The sequence below is a fragment of the Bowmanella denitrificans genome (assembly GCF_002887595.1).
Classification (GTDB): domain Bacteria; phylum Pseudomonadota; class Gammaproteobacteria; order Enterobacterales; family Alteromonadaceae; genus Bowmanella; species Bowmanella denitrificans.
Map to the genome: position 1 here is coordinate 489,112 of NZ_PEBU01000003.1, position 17,764 is coordinate 506,875.

The 17,764-nt window shown below is 51.1% G+C and carries 21 protein-coding genes; 2 read left to right on the plus strand and 19 right to left on the minus strand.

Annotated elements, in window-relative coordinates:
• Positions 1–2 precede the first annotated feature (2 nt).
• From CSR04_RS08940 to ccmA, 8 genes are read right to left on the minus strand one after another with little or no spacing between them, the layout of a single operon-like run.
• Positions 3–461 carry a cytochrome c-type biogenesis protein gene (locus CSR04_RS08940; RefSeq protein WP_102795913.1) on the minus strand — a complete coding sequence of 153 codons (459 nt, stop codon included), beginning with the start codon at positions 459–461 and terminating at the stop codon, positions 3–5.
• Positions 458–1,027 (minus strand): DsbE family thiol:disulfide interchange protein, encoded by a 570-nt coding sequence (locus CSR04_RS08945; RefSeq protein WP_102795914.1) that lies wholly within the window; start codon positions 1,025–1,027, stop codon positions 458–460. The genes CSR04_RS08940 and CSR04_RS08945 overlap by 4 nt, the downstream gene beginning before the upstream one ends.
• Positions 1,024–3,003: a heme lyase CcmF/NrfE family subunit gene (locus tag CSR04_RS08950; RefSeq protein ID WP_102795915.1), complete on the minus strand. Its 1,980-nt coding sequence runs from the start codon at positions 3,001–3,003 to the stop codon at positions 1,024–1,026. Before CSR04_RS08950 ends, CSR04_RS08945 begins: the two co-directional genes overlap by 4 nt.
• 3 nt (positions 3,004–3,006) lie before the next feature.
• Positions 3,007–3,483, minus strand: a complete 477-nt coding sequence (ccmE, locus tag CSR04_RS08955; protein WP_102795916.1) for a cytochrome c maturation protein CcmE — start codon at positions 3,481–3,483, stop codon at positions 3,007–3,009.
• Positions 3,483–3,713, minus strand: a complete 231-nt coding sequence (ccmD, locus tag CSR04_RS08960) for a heme exporter protein CcmD (protein WP_216362535.1) — start codon at positions 3,711–3,713, stop codon at positions 3,483–3,485. Before ccmD ends, ccmE begins: the two co-directional genes overlap by 1 nt.
• Positions 3,703–4,461: a heme ABC transporter permease gene (locus tag CSR04_RS08965; RefSeq protein WP_102795917.1), complete on the minus strand. Its 759-nt coding sequence runs from the start codon at positions 4,459–4,461 to the stop codon at positions 3,703–3,705. The genes ccmD and CSR04_RS08965 overlap by 11 nt, the downstream gene beginning before the upstream one ends.
• Positions 4,462–4,482: 21 nt before the next feature.
• Complete coding sequence (gene ccmB, locus CSR04_RS08970; protein ID WP_102795994.1) at positions 4,483–5,148, minus strand: heme exporter protein CcmB; 666 nt, start codon at positions 5,146–5,148, stop codon at positions 4,483–4,485.
• Positions 5,148–5,771 (minus strand): cytochrome c biogenesis heme-transporting ATPase CcmA, encoded by a 624-nt coding sequence (ccmA, locus tag CSR04_RS08975; RefSeq protein WP_102795993.1) that lies wholly within the window; start codon positions 5,769–5,771, stop codon positions 5,148–5,150. The genes ccmB and ccmA overlap by 1 nt, the downstream gene beginning before the upstream one ends.
• Positions 5,772–5,957: 186 nt before the next feature.
• Here ccmA and fliK point away from each other — a divergent pair, with 186 nt between their 5' ends.
• Positions 5,958–8,057: a flagellar hook-length control protein FliK gene (gene fliK, locus CSR04_RS08980; protein ID WP_102795918.1), complete on the plus strand. Its 2,100-nt coding sequence runs from the start codon at positions 5,958–5,960 to the stop codon at positions 8,055–8,057.
• 4 nt (positions 8,058–8,061) lie between these two features.
• The gene (locus tag CSR04_RS08985) at positions 8,062–8,373 is read left to right on the plus strand and encodes an EscU/YscU/HrcU family type III secretion system export apparatus switch protein (RefSeq protein ID WP_102795995.1); all 312 of its coding nucleotides are present in this window, start codon (positions 8,062–8,064) and stop codon (positions 8,371–8,373) included.
• A gap of 47 nt (positions 8,374–8,420) precedes the next feature.
• Here CSR04_RS08985 and CSR04_RS08990 read toward each other — a convergent pair whose 3' ends face one another.
• The 11 genes from CSR04_RS08990 to cheY all read right to left on the minus strand — a co-directional run bounded on the left by CSR04_RS08990 (position 8,421) and on the right by cheY (position 17,746).
• Positions 8,421–8,741 (minus strand): hypothetical protein, encoded by a 321-nt coding sequence (locus tag CSR04_RS08990; protein WP_102795919.1) that lies wholly within the window; start codon positions 8,739–8,741, stop codon positions 8,421–8,423.
• Positions 8,742–9,206: 465 nt separating this feature from the next.
• A complete protein-coding gene (locus CSR04_RS08995; protein WP_102795920.1) occupies positions 9,207–9,587 on the minus strand; it encodes a hypothetical protein in 381 nt (126 codons plus the stop codon).
• Positions 9,588–9,677: 90 nt separating this feature from the next.
• The gene (locus tag CSR04_RS09000; protein ID WP_102795921.1) at positions 9,678–10,154 is read right to left on the minus strand and encodes an AAC(3)-I family aminoglycoside N-acetyltransferase; all 477 of its coding nucleotides are present in this window, start codon (positions 10,152–10,154) and stop codon (positions 9,678–9,680) included.
• A 600-nt stretch (positions 10,155–10,754) separates the two neighbouring features.
• Positions 10,755–11,186: a DUF2802 domain-containing protein gene (locus tag CSR04_RS09005; RefSeq protein WP_102795922.1), complete on the minus strand. Its 432-nt coding sequence runs from the start codon at positions 11,184–11,186 to the stop codon at positions 10,755–10,757.
• Between the two features lie 67 nt (positions 11,187–11,253).
• Positions 11,254–11,742: a chemotaxis protein CheW gene (locus tag CSR04_RS09010; protein ID WP_102795923.1), complete on the minus strand. Its 489-nt coding sequence runs from the start codon at positions 11,740–11,742 to the stop codon at positions 11,254–11,256.
• 23 nt (positions 11,743–11,765) lie between these two features.
• Positions 11,766–12,443 carry a chemotaxis protein CheW gene (locus CSR04_RS09015; protein ID WP_102795924.1) on the minus strand — a complete coding sequence of 226 codons (678 nt, stop codon included), beginning with the start codon at positions 12,441–12,443 and terminating at the stop codon, positions 11,766–11,768.
• On the minus strand, positions 12,440–13,219 hold the full coding sequence (locus tag CSR04_RS09020) for a ParA family protein (RefSeq protein ID WP_102795925.1): 780 nt from the start codon (positions 13,217–13,219) through the stop codon (positions 12,440–12,442). The genes CSR04_RS09015 and CSR04_RS09020 overlap by 4 nt, the downstream gene beginning before the upstream one ends.
• 36 nt (positions 13,220–13,255) lie before the next feature.
• Positions 13,256–14,362 carry a protein-glutamate methylesterase/protein-glutamine glutaminase gene (locus CSR04_RS09025; RefSeq protein ID WP_102795926.1) on the minus strand — a complete coding sequence of 369 codons (1,107 nt, stop codon included), beginning with the start codon at positions 14,360–14,362 and terminating at the stop codon, positions 13,256–13,258.
• A 3-nt stretch (positions 14,363–14,365) separates the two neighbouring features.
• Positions 14,366–16,567: a chemotaxis protein CheA gene (locus tag CSR04_RS09030; protein ID WP_102795927.1), complete on the minus strand. Its 2,202-nt coding sequence runs from the start codon at positions 16,565–16,567 to the stop codon at positions 14,366–14,368.
• A gap of 13 nt (positions 16,568–16,580) precedes the next feature.
• Entirely contained in the window at positions 16,581–17,327 is a 747-nt protein-coding gene (locus CSR04_RS09035; RefSeq protein ID WP_102795928.1) for a protein phosphatase CheZ, read from the minus strand.
• A 35-nt stretch (positions 17,328–17,362) separates the two neighbouring features.
• Positions 17,363–17,746, minus strand: coding sequence for a chemotaxis response regulator CheY (cheY, locus tag CSR04_RS09040; protein WP_102795929.1), 384 nt, complete (start codon positions 17,744–17,746; stop codon positions 17,363–17,365).
• Positions 17,747–17,764 lie beyond the last annotated feature (18 nt).

The following is a 17,764-nucleotide window of genomic DNA, read 5'->3' on the forward strand; positions in this document are numbered from 1 at the left end:
TGTCACTGCTTATTCTCCTGTGCCTGGCGACTTTCCAGCATTTTTTCGGCTTCCGCCAGCAGCTCCTGATCCAGCTGTGTGGCACGACCACGGCGACGTATCACCACCAGCAACACTGCCCCACCCACAAACAACAGCGGCCCCAGCCACAACAAGGCGGTCGCCGGATTCAGCGGTGGTTGGTAATAAACGAAATCGCCGTATCTGTCTTTCATATAGGCCACAATTTCATCGTGGCTCTTGCCTTGTTGCAAAAGCTGGTAGACCTTTCGCTTAAGATCCTGAGCCACCAGGGCATCAGAGTCAGCTATGTTCTGATTCTGGCACTTGGGGCAGCGCAGCTCTTCGGTTAATTGTTTGAACTGCTGACGTTGTTTGTCACTGGCAAACTCATAAACTTCCTCTGCCGAAAACACCGACACACTCAGCAAGGCACAAAGGGCGACTAACAGCCTTTTCATTGCGACAACTCCTGATAAAGCGGCAGAAATTTGTTTTGCCAGACCCGCTCGTTCAGGTCGCCTACATGATGCAACCTGACCCGGCCTTGTTGATCAATCAGGAAAGTTTCAGGGGCACCGGTGACACCAAAGTCCATTGAGGTATCACGGCTGTGATCAAAAATATTGAAAACGTAAGGATTACCCAGTTGCGATACGGTTTTATTGATATCCGCACGGATCTGCTGAATGGTTTTACCGCCAAAATCCGGGTCCAGTTCCTGCTCATAATACAGGCCGACAATACGCACTCCCTGCTCCCGTAGCTGAGTCAGAAAGGGCAATTCCACCGCACAGGTTACACACCAGGTTCCCCATACATTTAATAAGGTTACCTGGTCTTGAAACACCTCGGGCCCATATTGTACCGAAGCGTCCATCACATCTGGCAGGCTAAAGCTTGGCACAGGTTTATCCAGCAGACTGGATTCGATATCACGGGGATTGGAAAACAACCCCTGCAACAAAAACAGCGTAATCAACAGGAACAAGCCTAGCGGCAGTAAAAACAAACCTATGCGTTTCATACCGACTCTCCTGCCAGCTTTGATACAGGCTCGGATGCTTTGACCAATCTGGCCATGCGATAGCGCTTATCGCTCATCGACAGCAGCCCGCCAAGGGCCATAATGGCTGCGCCTCCCCAGATCCAGCGGATATAGGGTTTTACATAGACCCGCAAGGCCCAATCGCCATTGCTGAGCTGCTCGCCAAGCGCCACATACAAATCGCGGGTAAAACCGGGATCCACCGCCGCTTCGGTCATCACATTGCGTTGTACGGTGTAAAAACGTTTTTGTGCTTGTAAATGACTGATTTTTTTTCCTTCCACAAACACATCAAGCTTAGCCACGTGGCCGGTATAGTTCGGTCCTGTCAGGGCTTCCACACCGAGGAAACGAAATTCATAACCCTGCAATTCAATCTGTTCACCCGGGCTCATACGCACATCGCGTTCCACGCTGTAACTGGTGACCATGGCAATGCCCATAATAGTGGCAGCAAATCCCAGATGTCCCAGCACCATTCCCCAGTGGCTGGGGGTCAGGGCCTTCAGCCCGGCCAAGCCATGATTAACCGCACTCAGGCGCTGGCGAACCTCCTGCACCGTGGCAATAGCTATCCAGACGGAAAGCGCCATGCCCAGTACGGCCATGTAAGACAGACCATCCCGACCCAGATTAAGCAGCAATACTGCCAGAAGGCTTAAGCCCAGACCGGCCAGCAGTTGATTACGCAGGGCAGCCAGTGATTGGTTTTTCCAGCGACTCAGCGGCCCCATCACCAATAGCAGCACAAAGGGCACAATCAGGTAGACAAACATCTGATCAAAAAATGGCGCGCCAATACTGATAGACCCAAGCCCCAGTTCTTTATGTACCAGGGGCAGTAAGGTGCCCATCAGCACCACCAGGGTTGCGCTACACAGCAGGATATTATTACCAATCAGCATGGTTTCACGGGATAGCAGTTCATAGCGCCCGGCGCTACGCAGTTGCGGTGCACGCAGCGCATACAGCAGTAACGAACCGCCAATAACCAACACCAGCAGGCCGAGAATAAATAGGCCACGGGTAGGGTCTGAGGCAAACGAATGCACGGACACCAAAATACCCGAGCGCACCAGAAATGTGCCTAACAAACTGAGTGAAAACGCCGCGATAGCCAGCAGAACCGTCCAGGATTTAAACACCTTGCGCTTCTCGGTTACGGCCAAAGAATGTAGTAAGGCAGTGCCAACCAACCAGGGCATAAACGAGGCATTTTCCACCGGGTCCCAGAACCACCAGCCACCCCAGCCCAGCTCTTTGTAGGCCCACCAGCTGCCAAGTGCGATACCCAGGGTTAGAAACACCCAGGCTGCCAGGGTCCAGGGGCGCGACCAGCGAGCCCAGGTCGCGTCCAGTTTACCGGCCACCAGCGCCGCTATAGCAAAGGCAAAAACCACGGAAAAACCCACATACCCCATATACAAAAGGGGCGGATGGATGATCATGCCAAAATCCTGCAGCAGCGGATTTAGATCCCGCCCATCCACAGGATAAAAAGGCAGCAAGCGTTCAAAAGGATTGGATGCCAGCAGAATGTAGAGGTAAAACCCCACCCCAACCATGCCCAGAATGGCCAACACCCTGGCCAGAATATCCAGCGGAATTCCACGGCTGAAAACGGCCACGGCCACGGCCCAGAGCGCAAAAATCAACACCCACAACAGGAACGACCCTTCATGTCCTCCCCACACAGCCGTCATCCGGTAATACCAGGGCAACAGGGTATTGGAATTATGTGCCACATAGGCAATGGAAAAGTCGTTGTCGATAAAACTTTGAGTCAGGCACACATAGGCGAACAGGGTAAAAAGAAACAATCCCACGGTCAGGGGTTTGGCGGTCTGCATCAGCACTTGCTGGCCACGCTGCGCGCCCCACATAGGATAAATGGCCAGCAGAATGGCCATCAACAGGGCCAATACCAGGGAAAAATGTCCCAGTTCAGCAAGCATCGGTTACCCCTTATTGCCGTAATTGGCTTCAGAAGGCTTCACATGCTTGATGCCCTTCATGGCTTCTGCCAGTTCCGGTGGCATATATTCTTCGTCGTGTTTAGCCAGGACTTCTTCCGCCTCGATGTGATTCAGTGCGGTAAGCACACCGGTGGCAACAATGCCCTGCCCTTCACGGAACAGATCCGGCAGAATACCCTGATAGCTGACCCGGACGACCGGACCGGTATCCACCAGATCAAAACTCACGGCCAGACTGTCATCGTCACGCTGCACTGACCCCGGCACGACCATGCCGCCAATACGCAAACGTTGCCCCACCTGGGGTTTAACCCCGTTCTTACCTTCCACCAGTTCGCTGGGGGTATAGAATAAGTCGATATTCTGTCCCAGAGCATAGAGCATCAGCCCTATCGCCCCTCCTATCACCAGAATAATGGCACTGAATGCCATCAGTCGTTGTTTACGTCTTGGATTCATCAATCCACCTCATCAGCAAGTTTAGAATTCTGTTGCTGGCGGGAACGGCTTGCAGCGATGCGTTGTTGCCTTGCCTGTTCGGCCTGCCAATAGCGGCGAAGGCTTCGCCGCGCATAGAAACTCTGTGCCACCAGCAGTGCCAGCGCCAGGCCGCTGACACCAAACGCCAGCCAGACATAAAATGCGTATCCACCCATGGCCCAAAAGGCTGACCAGCTTTCAAAATGCATGATGATTGCCCTCTTGCGCTTTAAACATGGCCTGTACCCAGGGGCGATGCATTTCACGGCGAATCATTTCACTTTGCAGTCGGTATAAACTCAGTGCCGCAACCAGCAGCCCCAGTCCGGCAATACTAATCAGCAGCGGCCAGAGCATGTCAGGGGCGATGGAAGGTTTGCCAAATTTGGTGATGGTGGCGCCCTGATGCAGGGTATTCCACCATTCTACCGAGTAGTGAATAATAGGCAGATTGACCACCCCAACCAAAGCCAGAATACCGGCCGCTTTGGCACCTTGCTGCTTGTCTTCAAACGACTGATAAAGTGCGATAACACCGAGGTACAGAAACAGCAGAATCAGTTCAGACGTGAGTCTGGCGTCCCATACCCACCAGGTACCCCACATAGGTTTTCCCCAGGCCGCACCGGTAAACAGTGCCACAAAAGTGACTACCGCACCTACCGGGGCAATAGCTGACACGGCCATGTCGGCACTGCGGATTTGCCAAACCAAGCCAATAAATGCAGCAATGGCCATACCGCTGTAGGCGCCCATAGACAATATGGCGCTGGGTACGTGTAAATAGATGATTCTGAACGAATCTCCCTGCTGGTAATCAGCCGGAGCGAATGCCAGCCCCCATGCCAGTCCGACGGCAAGACACAGCAGTGCCCCACCCCAGCACCAGGGTAACAAGCTGCCACACAAGGCATAGGCCCGTTCGGTCTTTGCATAAGGATGTAACCATTTCCACATAGTCAGTTGCACCTGATAATTTTAATTCTGACTGATCTTCAAAGCATGGGCCGTTGCCAGCGGGCTCAGCGCCAATGCCAAAAGTAATAAGGCGCCTATGATGGCTAACTGGCCATTATAGGGAAGTTGCATAGCTGCCGCATCCACCGCCGAGGTGGCAAAAATCAATAATGGGACGAATAGCGGTAATAACAGTAAAGACAACAGCACCCCACCCCGTTGCAAGCCCAATGTCAGCGCCACGCCTGTGGCCCCGACCAGGCTGAGTAACGGCGTGCCCAGTAGCAGCCCAAGCACCAGTGCCTGATACATGGCCGGACTCAAATTTAAAAACAACGCCAGCAGAGGGGACACCAACAGTAGTGGCAGTACGCAGGTCAGCCAGTGTGCGATCACTTTAACCAGCACCACCAAAGGCAACGGCAGCCCACTGAGCATCATCTGTTCCAGCCAGCCGTCACTAAAATCGTCACGGAACAATCGCTCCATACCGAGCAACGATGATAACAGTACGGCCACCCAAATCACCCCTGGGCCTATTTTCTGTAGCATCTGCGGACCAGGACCCACCCCAAGCGGAAACAAACTGATAACCAGTACAAAGAAAATCAGCGGCTGCACTAACTCCGCTTTCTGGCGGTAGGCCAGCGCTAATTCACGGCGCAGCAGTCCTGCCAAAGGGTATATCACAGGCGATACTCCAGATGCAGCTCACGAACAGGAGTGGGGAAATCCAGGCTTTGATGAGAGGTCATCACGATAATGCCCTGCTCTTGCAAATGGGCCTGCATACGGGATTTAAGCATTTGCACGGCCTGGCGATCCAGTGCGGTAAAAGGTTCATCCAGTACCCATAAGGGGCAGGATTTCAGCCAGAAACGCGCCAGGGCAATTCGACGTTGTTGCCCGGCGGAAAGTTGCCCGGCAGGCAGTTCTTCCAGTCCCACTAATCCGAGTGTTTCCAGTAACGGATAGAGATCAGTGTCCGCCTTAATCCCCTGCATCTGACACCAGAAGTGCAGATTATCCAGTGCACTAAGGGCCAGATTCACCCCAAGTTTATGGCCAAAATAGCAAAGCTGACGTTGATACTGCGACGGTATTTGGCGGATATTCTCACCTTGCCAGCAAATCTCTCCGCTTTGCGGTTGAGACAAACCGACCAATAATCGCAACAGGCTGGTTTTACCGGCACCATTGGGGCCCTGAACATGCAAAAGCTCCCCTGGCTGCAACACAAACCCCAGCTCATCAAACAAGATGCGATCACGCTTAATGCAGGACAAATTGTTAACGGATAGTAAGGACAAACTCAGCCTTTTGTTTATCGGCAATTCAAAACAGAATGCACAGCCAAAAACCGGCGGATGATAGCACAGCCAACAGCAGTTGGGGATGATTTGTACCCACTTGATATACTGATCGAGATCATCAAAAATGCCGTTATTCTGCACCCAGTGCATTCAGCTTGTGCAACAGGCAGTCGATAAGGCCTTATGTCAGATCTGTTACCTACATCCCAGCAATCCCTGCTGAGTGCCTTGCGCCAGTTGCAGCAAAGCGCCGCTTTGCCTGAAGCCATGCTACAACAGCTTAGTCAGGCCGAGGTAAAAATACTGCCCGGCAATCAACTGTTACTGAACCTGGGTAACCGGCAGGTGCAGATAAATGCCAGTGATCTCAAGGGTAAACTATTGGATGGTGGGCTTTACCAGTTGCTGACAAGTGGCAAAGACAACACAACCTTACTTTTCTACCCGCAGGTAAACCAAAGTCAGGCCCAACCCACACAAATCCAAACCCTGATACTGAACAACCAGCTATTACAGGCCTTGCTGCCACTGGTGGGTAAAGGCGAGGGCCAACTGCCGGAAGTCTTTAAAGTGTCGGCACAGGTCATCAGCCAGCAGCCACAGCAACTAACGCTGGATATACAAGGCAAAGCGGTCAAACTGCAAATGCCGATGGATGCCCCCAAGCTGGCACCAGGGCAGTTGGTTGAGCTGCACTATCACCGGCAAACTGGCCAGTGGCAGTTAACCCTGAGTGAAGTCCAAAACAGCGGCAAGCCAATCAATCCTTCACCTGCAGCTGCCGCCCCACTACAACCATCAGCGCAAAACATGGCATCCAGGGGGCCGGTTGCTGGCAGTGAATGGGTATTACCCGCACAAAAACCCGAACTGTTAAGCCGTGTTGACCTGTTCGGGCAAGGTCTTCGCATCGACATCCATCAGTTAAAGCAGTGGGCCGAACAACTACCTGTGCCGGTTGCCAGGCCACTTGTACAGTGGCTTGCCAAACTAACCGCCACAGCGCAGTTTGTGCAATTGCAGCAACCCAGCGGTGAGCGGCCGCAACTTCAATCACTTAGTACTCCACCCAGCGCCAGTCTGATACTGGATAAACCGGCGCTACAGCAGTTGCAGTCTGTATTCAAACCGCAGATTTCTATGCCAACCGAAGGACAAGCCGGCCCGGCTATTAGCAAAGACAGTATGCCAATAACGGGTAAGCCGATAGCAGGGCAAGCGCCAAGTACTCCAGCCAAGTCACAAAGTGAGGTTACAGTCACAACGGATAAGCCCCTTGTCCCGGACAAAGCGGTATTAACTCCCACCGCGACCCAGCAAGCCGCCGCACAGGTAGATAAGCAAGGCCTGTTATACCAGCAATTACAGGAGCTCAGCCGTAAACTCTACAGCCAACGGGAATCACCGGCTCGCTTATTGACTCATATAGAATCAGCCCTGGCTGACAGTCGCTCGGTGGCACCTGATACGGTCAAGCTATTGCAGCAACTCAGCACTCAGTTAAAACAAAGCCTGCCACAGGGCAATGAACAAGATACCGCCGCGCTGCGCGCCTTGCTTAGCACGCCGGCGCTCAATCTGACGCCCGCTCAACTGCTCACCCCCAATTCCAGCCAGGGCTTTGTCGGCGCATTGGTGACCTTGCTGCAGGTGACACTGGCTTCCCGCCTTGCCAGCCAGCACAGCAAACTGTCTTCAGAGCAAGCTCAGAAGCTGTCTGAAGGGCTGGCCTCCCTATTAGAAGGGGGGCGCCCGGCCGCCAGCGCGCCGGTTAGTCAGCGCAACCTCAGCGACTTGTCCATGCTGGAACAAAGACACCAATTGCTAAGAGAACTGGGCCGCATGCTGGGAAATCACAGCGGTGCGAAGAGCCTCAATGCTGAAAGCCAGATTCAGGGCCAGGACAGTTTTTATTACAATCTGCCTCTGGGGCAAGGTGAACCGCGCCGCGAACTGGAACTCCTGATTCGCCGCGAGCCGCCGCCCAATAAGAAAAACAAGAAGGCTCTGTCGGCTGACCGGCAGTGGAATTTAACCATGAAGCTGGAAATTGGCGAATTAGGTGGTTTACTGGCCAAAGCCAGATTGTACCAGACGGAGCTTGAACTGGACTTCTATGCCGCCAATGCAAATCTGAGGGATCTGGTTATTCAGTTTATCCCGCATTTAAGAAAACGTCTTACCGGTTTGGGGCTGCAGGTGAACCACAGCCAGTGCCAGTTGGGTAAGATCCCAGCGCATCTGCAGCAGCGCCCCTACCATATTTTTGAAACCCGGGCTTAATGAAATGGTGGATAAACCCAAAAGTGCCGTCGGCATAAAATACCAGGCCGACAATAAGCAACAAGCCCCACAGATCATTGCCAAGGGCTTTGGTGAACTGGCAGAGGAAATTATTGCCCTGGCCCGGGAAAATGGCGTGTTAGTGCATGAAGATGAGCAACTGGCCGGCTTTCTCAATACCCTGGATCTTGGTCAGGAAATTCCCCGTGAACTGTATATTGTGATTGCCGAACTGATTGCGTTTTCTTACGTGCTGCAAGGTAAGTTCCCGGAGAGTTGGAATAATATACATGGTAAGGTGGATGATCGGGTGTGAGGTGTGAAAAATAGCTTAACTTGTTGACCCTAGACCACAGTCATTTGTTATACGTCCCTGCAGACGATCGCAAATTTACCTCTAACACGCTGCCCACGCATTCGCTCACACCACAAGTTATAAATCGGATATATCAGCGCAGAGCCAATCAATGAAAAAACGAATCCAATAAAGCCATACATGGCAGTGCTAAGCCAGAACACAGTTGACTCAAACGAAGCATCAGTGAGCGTGCTTGTAATCACTAGATGAAGTGCCAAGGCAAATGACAGGCTCACGCCAAAGCACACCCAAACAGCCACCGTCATGAAAGAGAAGAAATTTAACTGAATTCTTGCTTCTTCCCCATATTGTTCTCTCACTTCCATATTTTACTCAATGCTCCATGGCCGTGTAACGAATGATATGGACTCCCCCTTTCCCGAGGTTCTGCCACGCTTAACTGGCAACCTTTGAGGTGAGCCGTCCATGTCTGATTACAACTATGTCTTTGGATTTGATTTAGCCAAATTGAATTTTAGTATCCACGGCGAAGTGCACCATGGCAAGGTTTGAATAACCTGACCGCCTTGTCCCTTATGATATGTCATTCATGGCATGCCAGACCCAATTACAACAAGCGTCCTGCCTGTTGCCCTTTGGGCCAGCTAAAGCTGTTCAAGCTGGTTCCAGACCAGGCTTTTTCCCAAAATTTTCTTCACCACGAAGGGCGCGAAGGGCACGAAGGACAATAGAGATTGTCCACTCTTCGTGTTCTTCTGATCTTCGTGGTAGAAAATTGGCTAGAGAAAACCCGGATTGGCTTTTGGTGACCGTTACGCAACAATAAACTTTTAATTCAATATCTCACCAGTAAATCGATCTTTTCCCTTCCAGAATATACATTCAGGACAATACGCACCTTCGGGATAATCAATACCCTCCTCATGAGGGCAGCCGATAATTTCCTCAATCATGCTCACGGTTTTTGCACTATTGTCATCAATAAAGCTTAATACCTCTTTGAGCACTTGATCAGATTTACGTATATCACTTGATGAAAACCACTTTTTTATTGGGTCAGGTTCGGCGCCTTGATAAGAAATGATTGCACATACCAGTTTCGTCGCGGTTTTATTGTCAGGACCGTAAAAAGCAACGGTCGCGATAGGAAACCCTTTACTACCTTTACGAACCTTTTTATTAAGTAATTTTTTATTGTTGCTTTGAGCCATTGACATGCCCTGCTTAGGTTAAAAATGTAACGCCGCACTCAGCGGAAAATACGAAGCGCAGCGGAGAGTTTGTCCGGCTGCAGTGTATTGTTAGGCATTTTTGCTGTCGTCCTCAACTGTAATATCGAAGTGGAACACATCCTCGATGGTGCCCAGCTTGGAATACAACTCTATGGCTGGCTGATCCTCTACGCCTTTGTCGGCTTGAACGTAAATCACATACGCGCCGCGTGCAGCGCCAATAGCCTTTAGCTTTTGAATAAGAGCAGTGGCAATGCCTATTCTGCGATGGGTGGAAACTACTGCGAGATCGTAGATGTAAATTTCGCTTCTTTGCTGTTCGAATTTTTGTAACTCATATGCAGCGATAGCACCCACGACTTTATCCTCGTCAACCGCAGCCAGTGCAATGAAGCTGGATGTACCAAGCAATGTTTGAAGGTAGCTTGATGATGGCTTGTTGGCGGAGTAACTCGCTTCGTCATCGAATACTTCGCTAAACATAGCATTTATGGACTGCAACAAGGCAACATCATTTTTAGTGAGATGGACAATCTTGACTGACACTCGCTCGCTCCTATATGCCTAAGAGTTTAGCGTTTTATCTGTCATATCGTCCGTGACAGATAAACGTCTGTTGGACGGTCAGATAAATCTTGTTCTTGGTCCGGTTGATGCTAATGGAAATTGTATTCTAAGGGAATGCTTTGTTTTTACACGATTTGTCACTACCGCCAGTGCAATGGAACTACAATATCAATGCCTGATGCATCAACTGTGGTATCCCCTTAAGCGGCCCGAGCCGCTTTGACCCCGCTAAAAAATTCCCGGTCGGTTCAGGGCACAGCTAAAAGGTGGACAAGTCGTCTGAAACGACTTGAGTAGAAGACGCGTCTGGGATGGCATCGCGCAGAATCTGAAGTTTAATGTTACGTGCCTGGTACCAAAAGCCAATCCGGGTTTTCTCAAGTTATTCTCTTTCTACCACGAAGTGGTAAAGAAAATTTTGGGAAAGCCTGGTCAGAAACCAGATTGAACAGCGTTAGCTGGCCCACAGGGCCACAGACAGGACGCTAGAATGGGACTGACGCGCAAAGAACTGCGTTTCAGATCAGATGTGAGCCACTACCGCTTATCCGGTTGATGTATAGAGAATTTGACTAATGCCTAACGCTGCTTGCCATGAATACTAAACAGCAATTCCGCTTCGGCCCGGGGCAGTTCACATTCATCCATCAGCTCTTCGACCGACGCGCCTTGTTGCAGCAGTTTCACCGCTCTGTTGTAGAGCTTGGTATCAGGATCCATTTCCGCCAGTTCTTGCTGTTGCTCGCGGGTTTCGCGCAGAGCACCATCCAGTTGTTTATGCCGCCCTTCCAACAGCTTAATACGTTCTCCCATGCCAATGCTGCCGGTGCGCAATTCATGCAGCTCTGCGGCCAAAGAGCGGGATTTTTGTTCCAACACTGTCAGTTGCGCCTGAATCTGCGCTAGCTCAGCCGCCCGACTCTGCGACACCATCCTGAGGCGAAAGACGGCCAAAACCAATAACAGTGTCAGCAGGGCCGTACCAGTTAATGCAATTTCAATCCAACCCATGGATTTTCCTAGTTACAAACACAAAAACACCCGGCAATCCCGGGTGTCTGTCATCTGATATCACCCGTTACAGGCTGCTGATTTCATCCCATTCTTCATCGGTCAGCAATTTGTTCAGATCCACCAGTATCAGTAATTCACCATCACGGTTACTGACGCCCTGGATAAACTTGGCGCTTTCTTCAGTGCCGACATTGGGGGCGCTATCGATTTCAGAGGATTTCAGATAAACCACTTCAGCGACACTGTCTACCAGTATCCCCACCACCTGTTGGTCGGATTCGATAATCACAATGCGGGTATTGTCGGACACTTCGTTAGCGTCAAGACCAAATCTGGCCCGGGTATCAATCACGGTGACCACGTTGCCACGTAAATTAATAATGCCCAGTACATAATCAGGTGCGCCCGGCACCGGGGCAATCTCGGTATAACGCAGCACTTCCTGCACTTGCATCACGTTGATGCCGTAGGTCTCATCCCCCAGTCTGAAGGTCACCCACTGCAGAACTTCATCTTTATCAGTCCCTGCATTACTGTTTCTGTCGTCACTCATAGCTTTAGCTCCCGACCGGCGGATTAATCTGCATCTTTACTGCCCAGCCCTTGTTCCAGAAGGGCCACCAAGGCGCCAACATCGATAAGGGCACACATTTTTTCCTTCACCAGACCAGCAAGCCAGGGGCGCTTGCCGTGGCTTTCACGCCACTTTACATCGTCTTGGTGTAAGGTCACCGTATTTACCAGTGATTCGCAGCAAAGCCCCCAACCACTGTTCTCTAACATAATAAGATATTGATAATTTAAGGATTCTGCCAGTGTTTCTGTGTATTTTTCTGGCATAACCCACTGAGCCGTGTCTACCACTTTCAGCTTTTCGTCCCGATGCAGCATTACACCTTTGAACCAATCAGGCTTGCCGATTAAAGGAGACGTCTTGTCCATCTTATGGATACCGCCAAGCTCAGTCAAAGGTACGGCCAGAATTAACCCCGCGACTTCAAAATACAAGGCCTGAAACTTGCCTTTACGGTATTCTGGCTCCTCGTCTGGCACAGATACTGAGGCTGTATCGGCTGTTGCGCCTTCATCCTGAAGAGCGGGTGCAGGTGGCGGGACGGGAATATGAGGTTTTGCCTCTTCCAGCAGCCTGGCAACGGCCTGGCGCTGAACCTGCTCAATCACAGCGTCTTCTGTCAACAAGGCACTGAGGTATTCCTCCATGACTTTTTCATTGGCAAACTGATTTTTGCTCATACCTGAGGCTCCTGGCTCAACAGAAAGTTCAGCAAACTGTTATAAGCATAGACGCCCCGGGAGCGAGGATGATAAACCGGCAGTGGACTCTGTGCCTGGCTGGCATCACGGAAACGGGTATCCACCGGGATGACGCCGTTCCATACCAATTCGCCATAGGTATTGCGCAGACTTTTATACGCCTCCAGCGCTGCATTAGTGCGCTTATCGTACATGGTAGGAATAATAGTGTAGGTATAGTCCCGCGGCTGCGACTTTTTCATAATCTCCAGGGTGTGCATCATGCGATCCAAGCCCTTTAAGGCCAGAAACTCTGTCTGCACAGGTACCAGAATCCGTTGGCAGGCCGCCAGTGCATTAACCATCAACACCCCTAATACCGGCGGGCAATCCATAATGGCAACATCAAATTCATGTTCAATCAGCTCAAGGGCCTTTTTGATAATCAGGCCCATACCGCCCTGATGGCCCATGCTCCTGTCCAGCGTTGCCAGCGCCATAGTGGCCGGTAAGATAAACAGCGAATCAAATTTAGTTGAACACAGACAATCCAATACTTTATCGGCGGTCAGATTTTTATGTGCCAGGAACACATCATACAGACTGGAAGACAGCTCTTCTGAGTCCACCCCAAAGTAATAACTCAAAGACGCATGGGGATCGGTATCCACCAGCAAGACCTTTTTGCCCTTAAGCGCTAACAAGGAACCCAGGGTCACAGTGGATGTCGTTTTGCCAACGCCGCCCTTTTGATTTGCCACAGTCCAGACAATCACAACTTAACCCTTTATGGAAACCTATCCCTGCCCAATTCAGGCAGGCATTTCAGCTAAAATATGAGAAGCAATATCGCCCAGCGCTAAGCTGGCTGAAGACAACCCGGCCGCAGCCACGGCCTGTGGCATGCCATACACCACACAGCTCTTTTCATCCTGCGCCCAGATCGTAGCCCCACGGGGCTTTAATGACCGACAGCCTTCACGTCCATCGGCTCCCATACCGGTAAGCACCACCGCCAGAATATCACCGCCATATACCCGCCCCAGTGATGCAAAACTCAGATCCACACTAGGCTTATAGGTAATATTATCCAGGCCGGTGTCATCAACAATGCGAATACGGCAGGAACGACTGCTGCCATCCACCAGCATTTGCTTGCCTCCGGGTGCCAGATACGCGCAGCCGGGTTCAACTAAATCGCCGTTCTCGGCTTCCTTCACTTTAATCTGACAGAGATTGTTCATTCTCGCTGCAAAAGCGGTCGTGAACGTACCCGGCATATGCTGCACAAGAAATACCGGGTAAGGGAAACTGGCCGGTAACTTAGTAAGAATGGTTTGTAGCGCCACCGGCCCGCCTGTCGAGGCACCAATGGCCAGGGCAGCGTATCGCTTACCTGTCGCTTTTGGCGGCCTGACTGACTCAAATACCGGTGCGCTTTTTGTTTCCTGCACTCTGGTATCCCGCAGGCTGCTGCGCGTAACCGGTGCAGGTCTTAATAAACTTGGCCGGGTAAATGCGCGGCGTCTGGCCAGCGCCTTAACTCTTTGCTGCAGCAGGCTGATAGCCTCCTGCCTTTCCCGGGCAATGTCTTCAAACTTTTTCGGCAGGAAATCAAGCGCCCCGGCATCTAAGGCATCCAGTGTGGCCTGAGCACCGTCATGGGTTAAGGACGAGAACATCAGAATAGGCGTGGGCGTACTGGCCATAATGCGTTTCACCGCACTAATGCCATCCATCACCGGCATTTCCACATCCATGGTAATGACATCGGGCTGCAGCTTGGCAGCCATATCTATGGCTTCCTGACCATTTTTGGCCTCACCGACCACTGTCAGGCCGGGGTCCTGGTTGAGAAAATCCGAAACCCGCTTACGAAAGAATGTCGAATCGTCGACCACCAGTACCTTATAACGCATCAGTTATTTGCTTTTTTTATCTTTTAGGCCTTTTTTCGCATAACGCTTGAGCAGGCTGGGAATATCCAGAATCAGGGCAATGCCGCCGTCACTGGTAATAGTTGCGCCGGCCATACCTGGCGTGCCTTGCAGCAGGGCATCCAGTGGTTTAATCACCACCTCTTCCTGACCAATCAATGCATCGACCACAAAACCTACTTGCTGAGTGCCAATTTGCACCACCACAACGTGGCCTTTACTGCGTTCAACCTTGACCTTTTCCTTACTGCGATGCAGCCATTCCTTCAGATAAAACAGAGGAATCGCCTTGGAGCGCACAATCATGGTGAGCTGACCATCAACCGTGTTGGTCTTACTCATGTCCACATTTATGATTTCACTGACTGCGGCCAGTGGTAAGGCAAAGGTCTGCTCACCAACAATCACCATCAGGGTGGGCAGAATAGCCAGGGTCAGAGGGACCTTGATCTCAAGCCGGGTACCCACGCCTTTTTCTGAGTGAATATGCACGGTACCGTTGAGCTGGTTGATTTTGGTTTTCACCACATCCATGCCAACGCCGCGGCCGGAAATATCGGAAATCTCGGTTTTGGTGGAAAATCCCGGTGCGAAAATCAGGTTGAAGGCTTCAACATCTGACATACGGGCAGCGGCATCCACATCCAGCACACCACGCTTAATGGCAATCTCTTTCAGCTTCTCCGGATCCATGCCCTTACCATCATCTTCGATGGTCAGCAGAATATGGTCGCCTTCCTGGGACGCCGACAAGGTAACAGTACCGGTGCGCTTTTTACCCGAGGCTTCACGCTCGTCCGGCATTTCAATACCGTGGTCTACTGAGTTTCTGACCAAGTGCACCAAGGGATCGGCCAGGGCTTCCACCAGGTTTTTATCCAGATCGGTTTCTTCACCCACCAGATTCAGGTTAATTTCTTTCTTCAGGCTGCGGGCTAAATCGCGAACAACCCTGGGGAAGCGACCAAACACTTTCTTAATGGGCTGCATGCGGGTTTTCATCACCGCACCTTGCAGATCCCCGGTCACCACATCCAGATTGGCAATAGCCTTGGACATATCTTCATTATTGATATTGACGCCAAGACTGAGCAGACGGTTACGAACCAACACCAGCTCACCAACCATGTTCATAATCTGGTCAAGGCGTTTGGTATCCACCCTCACTGTTGTCTCAGCAGGTGGTGCAGCCGGCGCTTTCTTGTCGTCTTTTTTCAGGGCCACAGCAGACGACTTGTCTTCGTCATCATCACTGGCTTTAGGCGCAGGTTTGGCAGCAGGCTTCGCGGCTTCTGTTTTAGCGGGCGTTGCCGCTGCAGGTTTAGCAGCAGGCTTTGGTGCTTCAGACTTAGCCGGTGGTGCTGCCGGCACTGCACCAGGCCCCTTACCCGAGCCATGCAATTGGTCGAGTAAGGCTTCGAATTCATCATCGGTAATATCGTCACCGCTCTTTGCATCGGAAGCAGGAGCGGCTTTGGCAGGTGCAGGGGCATCGCTGGCAGCTTTAAATTTGCCTTCACCGTGAAGCTGATCGAGCAAGGCCTCAAATTCATCGTCGGTAATGTCTTCATCACCGTCACTCAAATCAACCTGTGGTGCAGTTTTGCTGGCAGTTGATGCCGCTTTGGCATTAGAAGGTGCACCGCCTGGCCCATGCAGTTCATCCAGCAAAGCCTCAAATTCATCTTCGCTGATATCGTCGATACTGCCACTATCAGTACTGTCACTCACCGAAACAGGTTCGGGCTCGGGTTCAGGCTCTGGCTCGGGCGCTGGCGCCACATATTCGTCTTCGGACTCAGGTTTACTTAAACGATGCAAAGCCTCCAATACTTCTGGAGAGGCAGGCTCCAACGGTTCACGGGCTTTAACACTGGCAAACATCTCATTGATGCTATCCAACGCTTGCAAGATAACATCCATCAGCTCGGCAGTTACCTGGCGCTTGCCGGTACGCAACACGTCAAACACGTTTTCAGCACCGTGGCAGGCATCCACCAGTTCGGTCAGGGAAAGGAAACCCGCCCCACCTTTAACGGTGTGGAAGCCGCGAAATATGGCATTGAGCAAATCCGCATCTTCGGGATTGTTTTCCAGATCAACCAGTTGCTCCTGCAATTGCTCCAGAATTTCTCCCGCTTCAACCAGGAAGTCCTGCAGGATATCCTCATCAACGTCAAAGGCCATGCATCAATTCCCCTTAAAACCCTAAGCTTGAAAGTAGATCATCTACGTCATCCTGACCAGTTACCACGTCATCACGGGTAGCCGCATCAATAATTGGGCCCTCTGCCATTTCCTTGCTGGCCTCTTTCTTGGCTTGTTTGGCAATCTCATCTACTTCGGGCTCACCAAACACCTTAAGCATATGTACCAGGTTGTCTTCGACTTCTTTGACTAACTCGATGACTTTACGGATAACCTGACCGGTCAGATCCTGATAACCCTGAGCCATCAGCACTTCGGTCAATAGTTCGTTCAGTTTCGCCGAATCAACACTGGCCTCGTCAAGAAGCTTATCCATATCATGGCAAAGCGTTTTAAATTCACCCAATTGCAACTGACGTGTCATCAGCCTTTTCCAGTCTGGCAGAATTTCATTAATTCTGGCATTCAGACGTTCAGCGATAGGCATACTGGTCTCAACCGCATCCATCGTGCGGTTAGCTGCATCTTCCGTGGTTTCAATTACATAGTTGAGTCGACTTTGTGCATCAGGAATATCTTCCTGAGCCAAATCCGCGATGCGGGCATCCAATTGGAAATTGTTAAGTGAATCATGTAACTGACGTGTAAGTTTGCCCACTTCGGCAAACAATTCCATGGAGTCTTCCATGGTCACAGATTCCAGCAGTTGCATGGCACCCTGGTTGTCTCCCTGCTCAAGCAATGTCACCAGTTGGCGAGCATCCTCAAGCGACATGGGAGCTTGATGAGTATCAGTCATTAAGGCGTTCCTTATGCTTTAGGATCCGCCAGGGACTACCCAAGGCGCTCAAATATCTTTTCGAGTTTCTCTTTCAGCGTAGCTGCAGTGAATGGTTTCACCACATATCCATTTACACCGGCCTGGGCTGCTGCAACAATTTGCTCTTTCTTCGCTTCCGCTGTCACCATCAGAACAGGGGTGTGTTTCAAGCTATCATCAGCGCGAATGGCTCTGAGCAGATCAATCCCCTGCATCCCTGGCATGTTCCAGTCAGTGATAACAAAGTCGAAATCGCCTTGTTGCAACATTGGCAACGCGGTATTCCCGTCATCAGCTTCCTGAACATTGGTAAAGCCCAGGTCTTTGAGAAGGTTCTTGATGATACGTCTCATTGTCGAGAAATCGTCGACAACAAGAATTTTCATGTTTTTATCCAAAACTGCCTCCAGTGAGGA

Bases quoted from the DNA above. Each gene is read 5' to 3' on its own strand.
- CSR04_RS08950 (WP_102795915.1), bottom strand. From the start codon at position 3,003: ATGCTTGCTGAACTGGGACATTTTTCCCTGGTATTGGCCCTGTTGATG.
- CSR04_RS08990 (WP_102795919.1), bottom strand. From the start codon at position 8,741: ATGGAAGTGAGAGAACAATATGGGGAAGAAGCAAGAATTCAGTTAAAT.
- fliK (WP_102795918.1), top strand. From the start codon at position 5,958: ATGTCAGATCTGTTACCTACATCCCAGCAATCCCTGCTGAGTGCCTTG.
- ccmE (WP_102795916.1), bottom strand. From the start codon at position 3,483: ATGAATCCAAGACGTAAACAACGACTGATGGCATTCAGTGCCATTATT.
- CSR04_RS08945 (WP_102795914.1), bottom strand. From the start codon at position 1,027: ATGAAACGCATAGGTTTGTTTTTACTGCCGCTAGGCTTGTTCCTGTTG.
- CSR04_RS08965 (WP_102795917.1), bottom strand. From the start codon at position 4,461: ATGTGGAAATGGTTACATCCTTATGCAAAGACCGAACGGGCCTATGCC.
- ccmD (WP_216362535.1), bottom strand. From the start codon at position 3,713: ATGCATTTTGAAAGCTGGTCAGCCTTTTGGGCCATGGGTGGATACGCA.
- CSR04_RS09010 (WP_102795923.1), bottom strand. From the start codon at position 11,742: ATGAGTGACGACAGAAACAGTAATGCAGGGACTGATAAAGATGAAGTT.
- CSR04_RS08985 (WP_102795995.1), top strand. From the start codon at position 8,062: ATGGTGGATAAACCCAAAAGTGCCGTCGGCATAAAATACCAGGCCGAC.
- CSR04_RS09035 (WP_102795928.1), bottom strand. From the start codon at position 17,327: ATGACTGATACTCATCAAGCTCCCATGTCGCTTGAGGATGCTCGCCAA.
- CSR04_RS09025 (WP_102795926.1), bottom strand. From the start codon at position 14,362: ATGCGTTATAAGGTACTGGTGGTCGACGATTCGACATTCTTTCGTAAG.
- CSR04_RS09005 (WP_102795922.1), bottom strand. From the start codon at position 11,186: ATGGGTTGGATTGAAATTGCATTAACTGGTACGGCCCTGCTGACACTG.
- CSR04_RS09030 (WP_102795927.1), bottom strand. From the start codon at position 16,567: ATGGCCTTTGACGTTGATGAGGATATCCTGCAGGACTTCCTGGTTGAA.
- CSR04_RS08940 (WP_102795913.1), bottom strand. From the start codon at position 461: ATGAAAAGGCTGTTAGTCGCCCTTTGTGCCTTGCTGAGTGTGTCGGTG.
- CSR04_RS09015 (WP_102795924.1), bottom strand. From the start codon at position 12,443: ATGAGCAAAAATCAGTTTGCCAATGAAAAAGTCATGGAGGAATACCTC.
- CSR04_RS08995 (WP_102795920.1), bottom strand. From the start codon at position 9,587: ATGGCTCAAAGCAACAATAAAAAATTACTTAATAAAAAGGTTCGTAAA.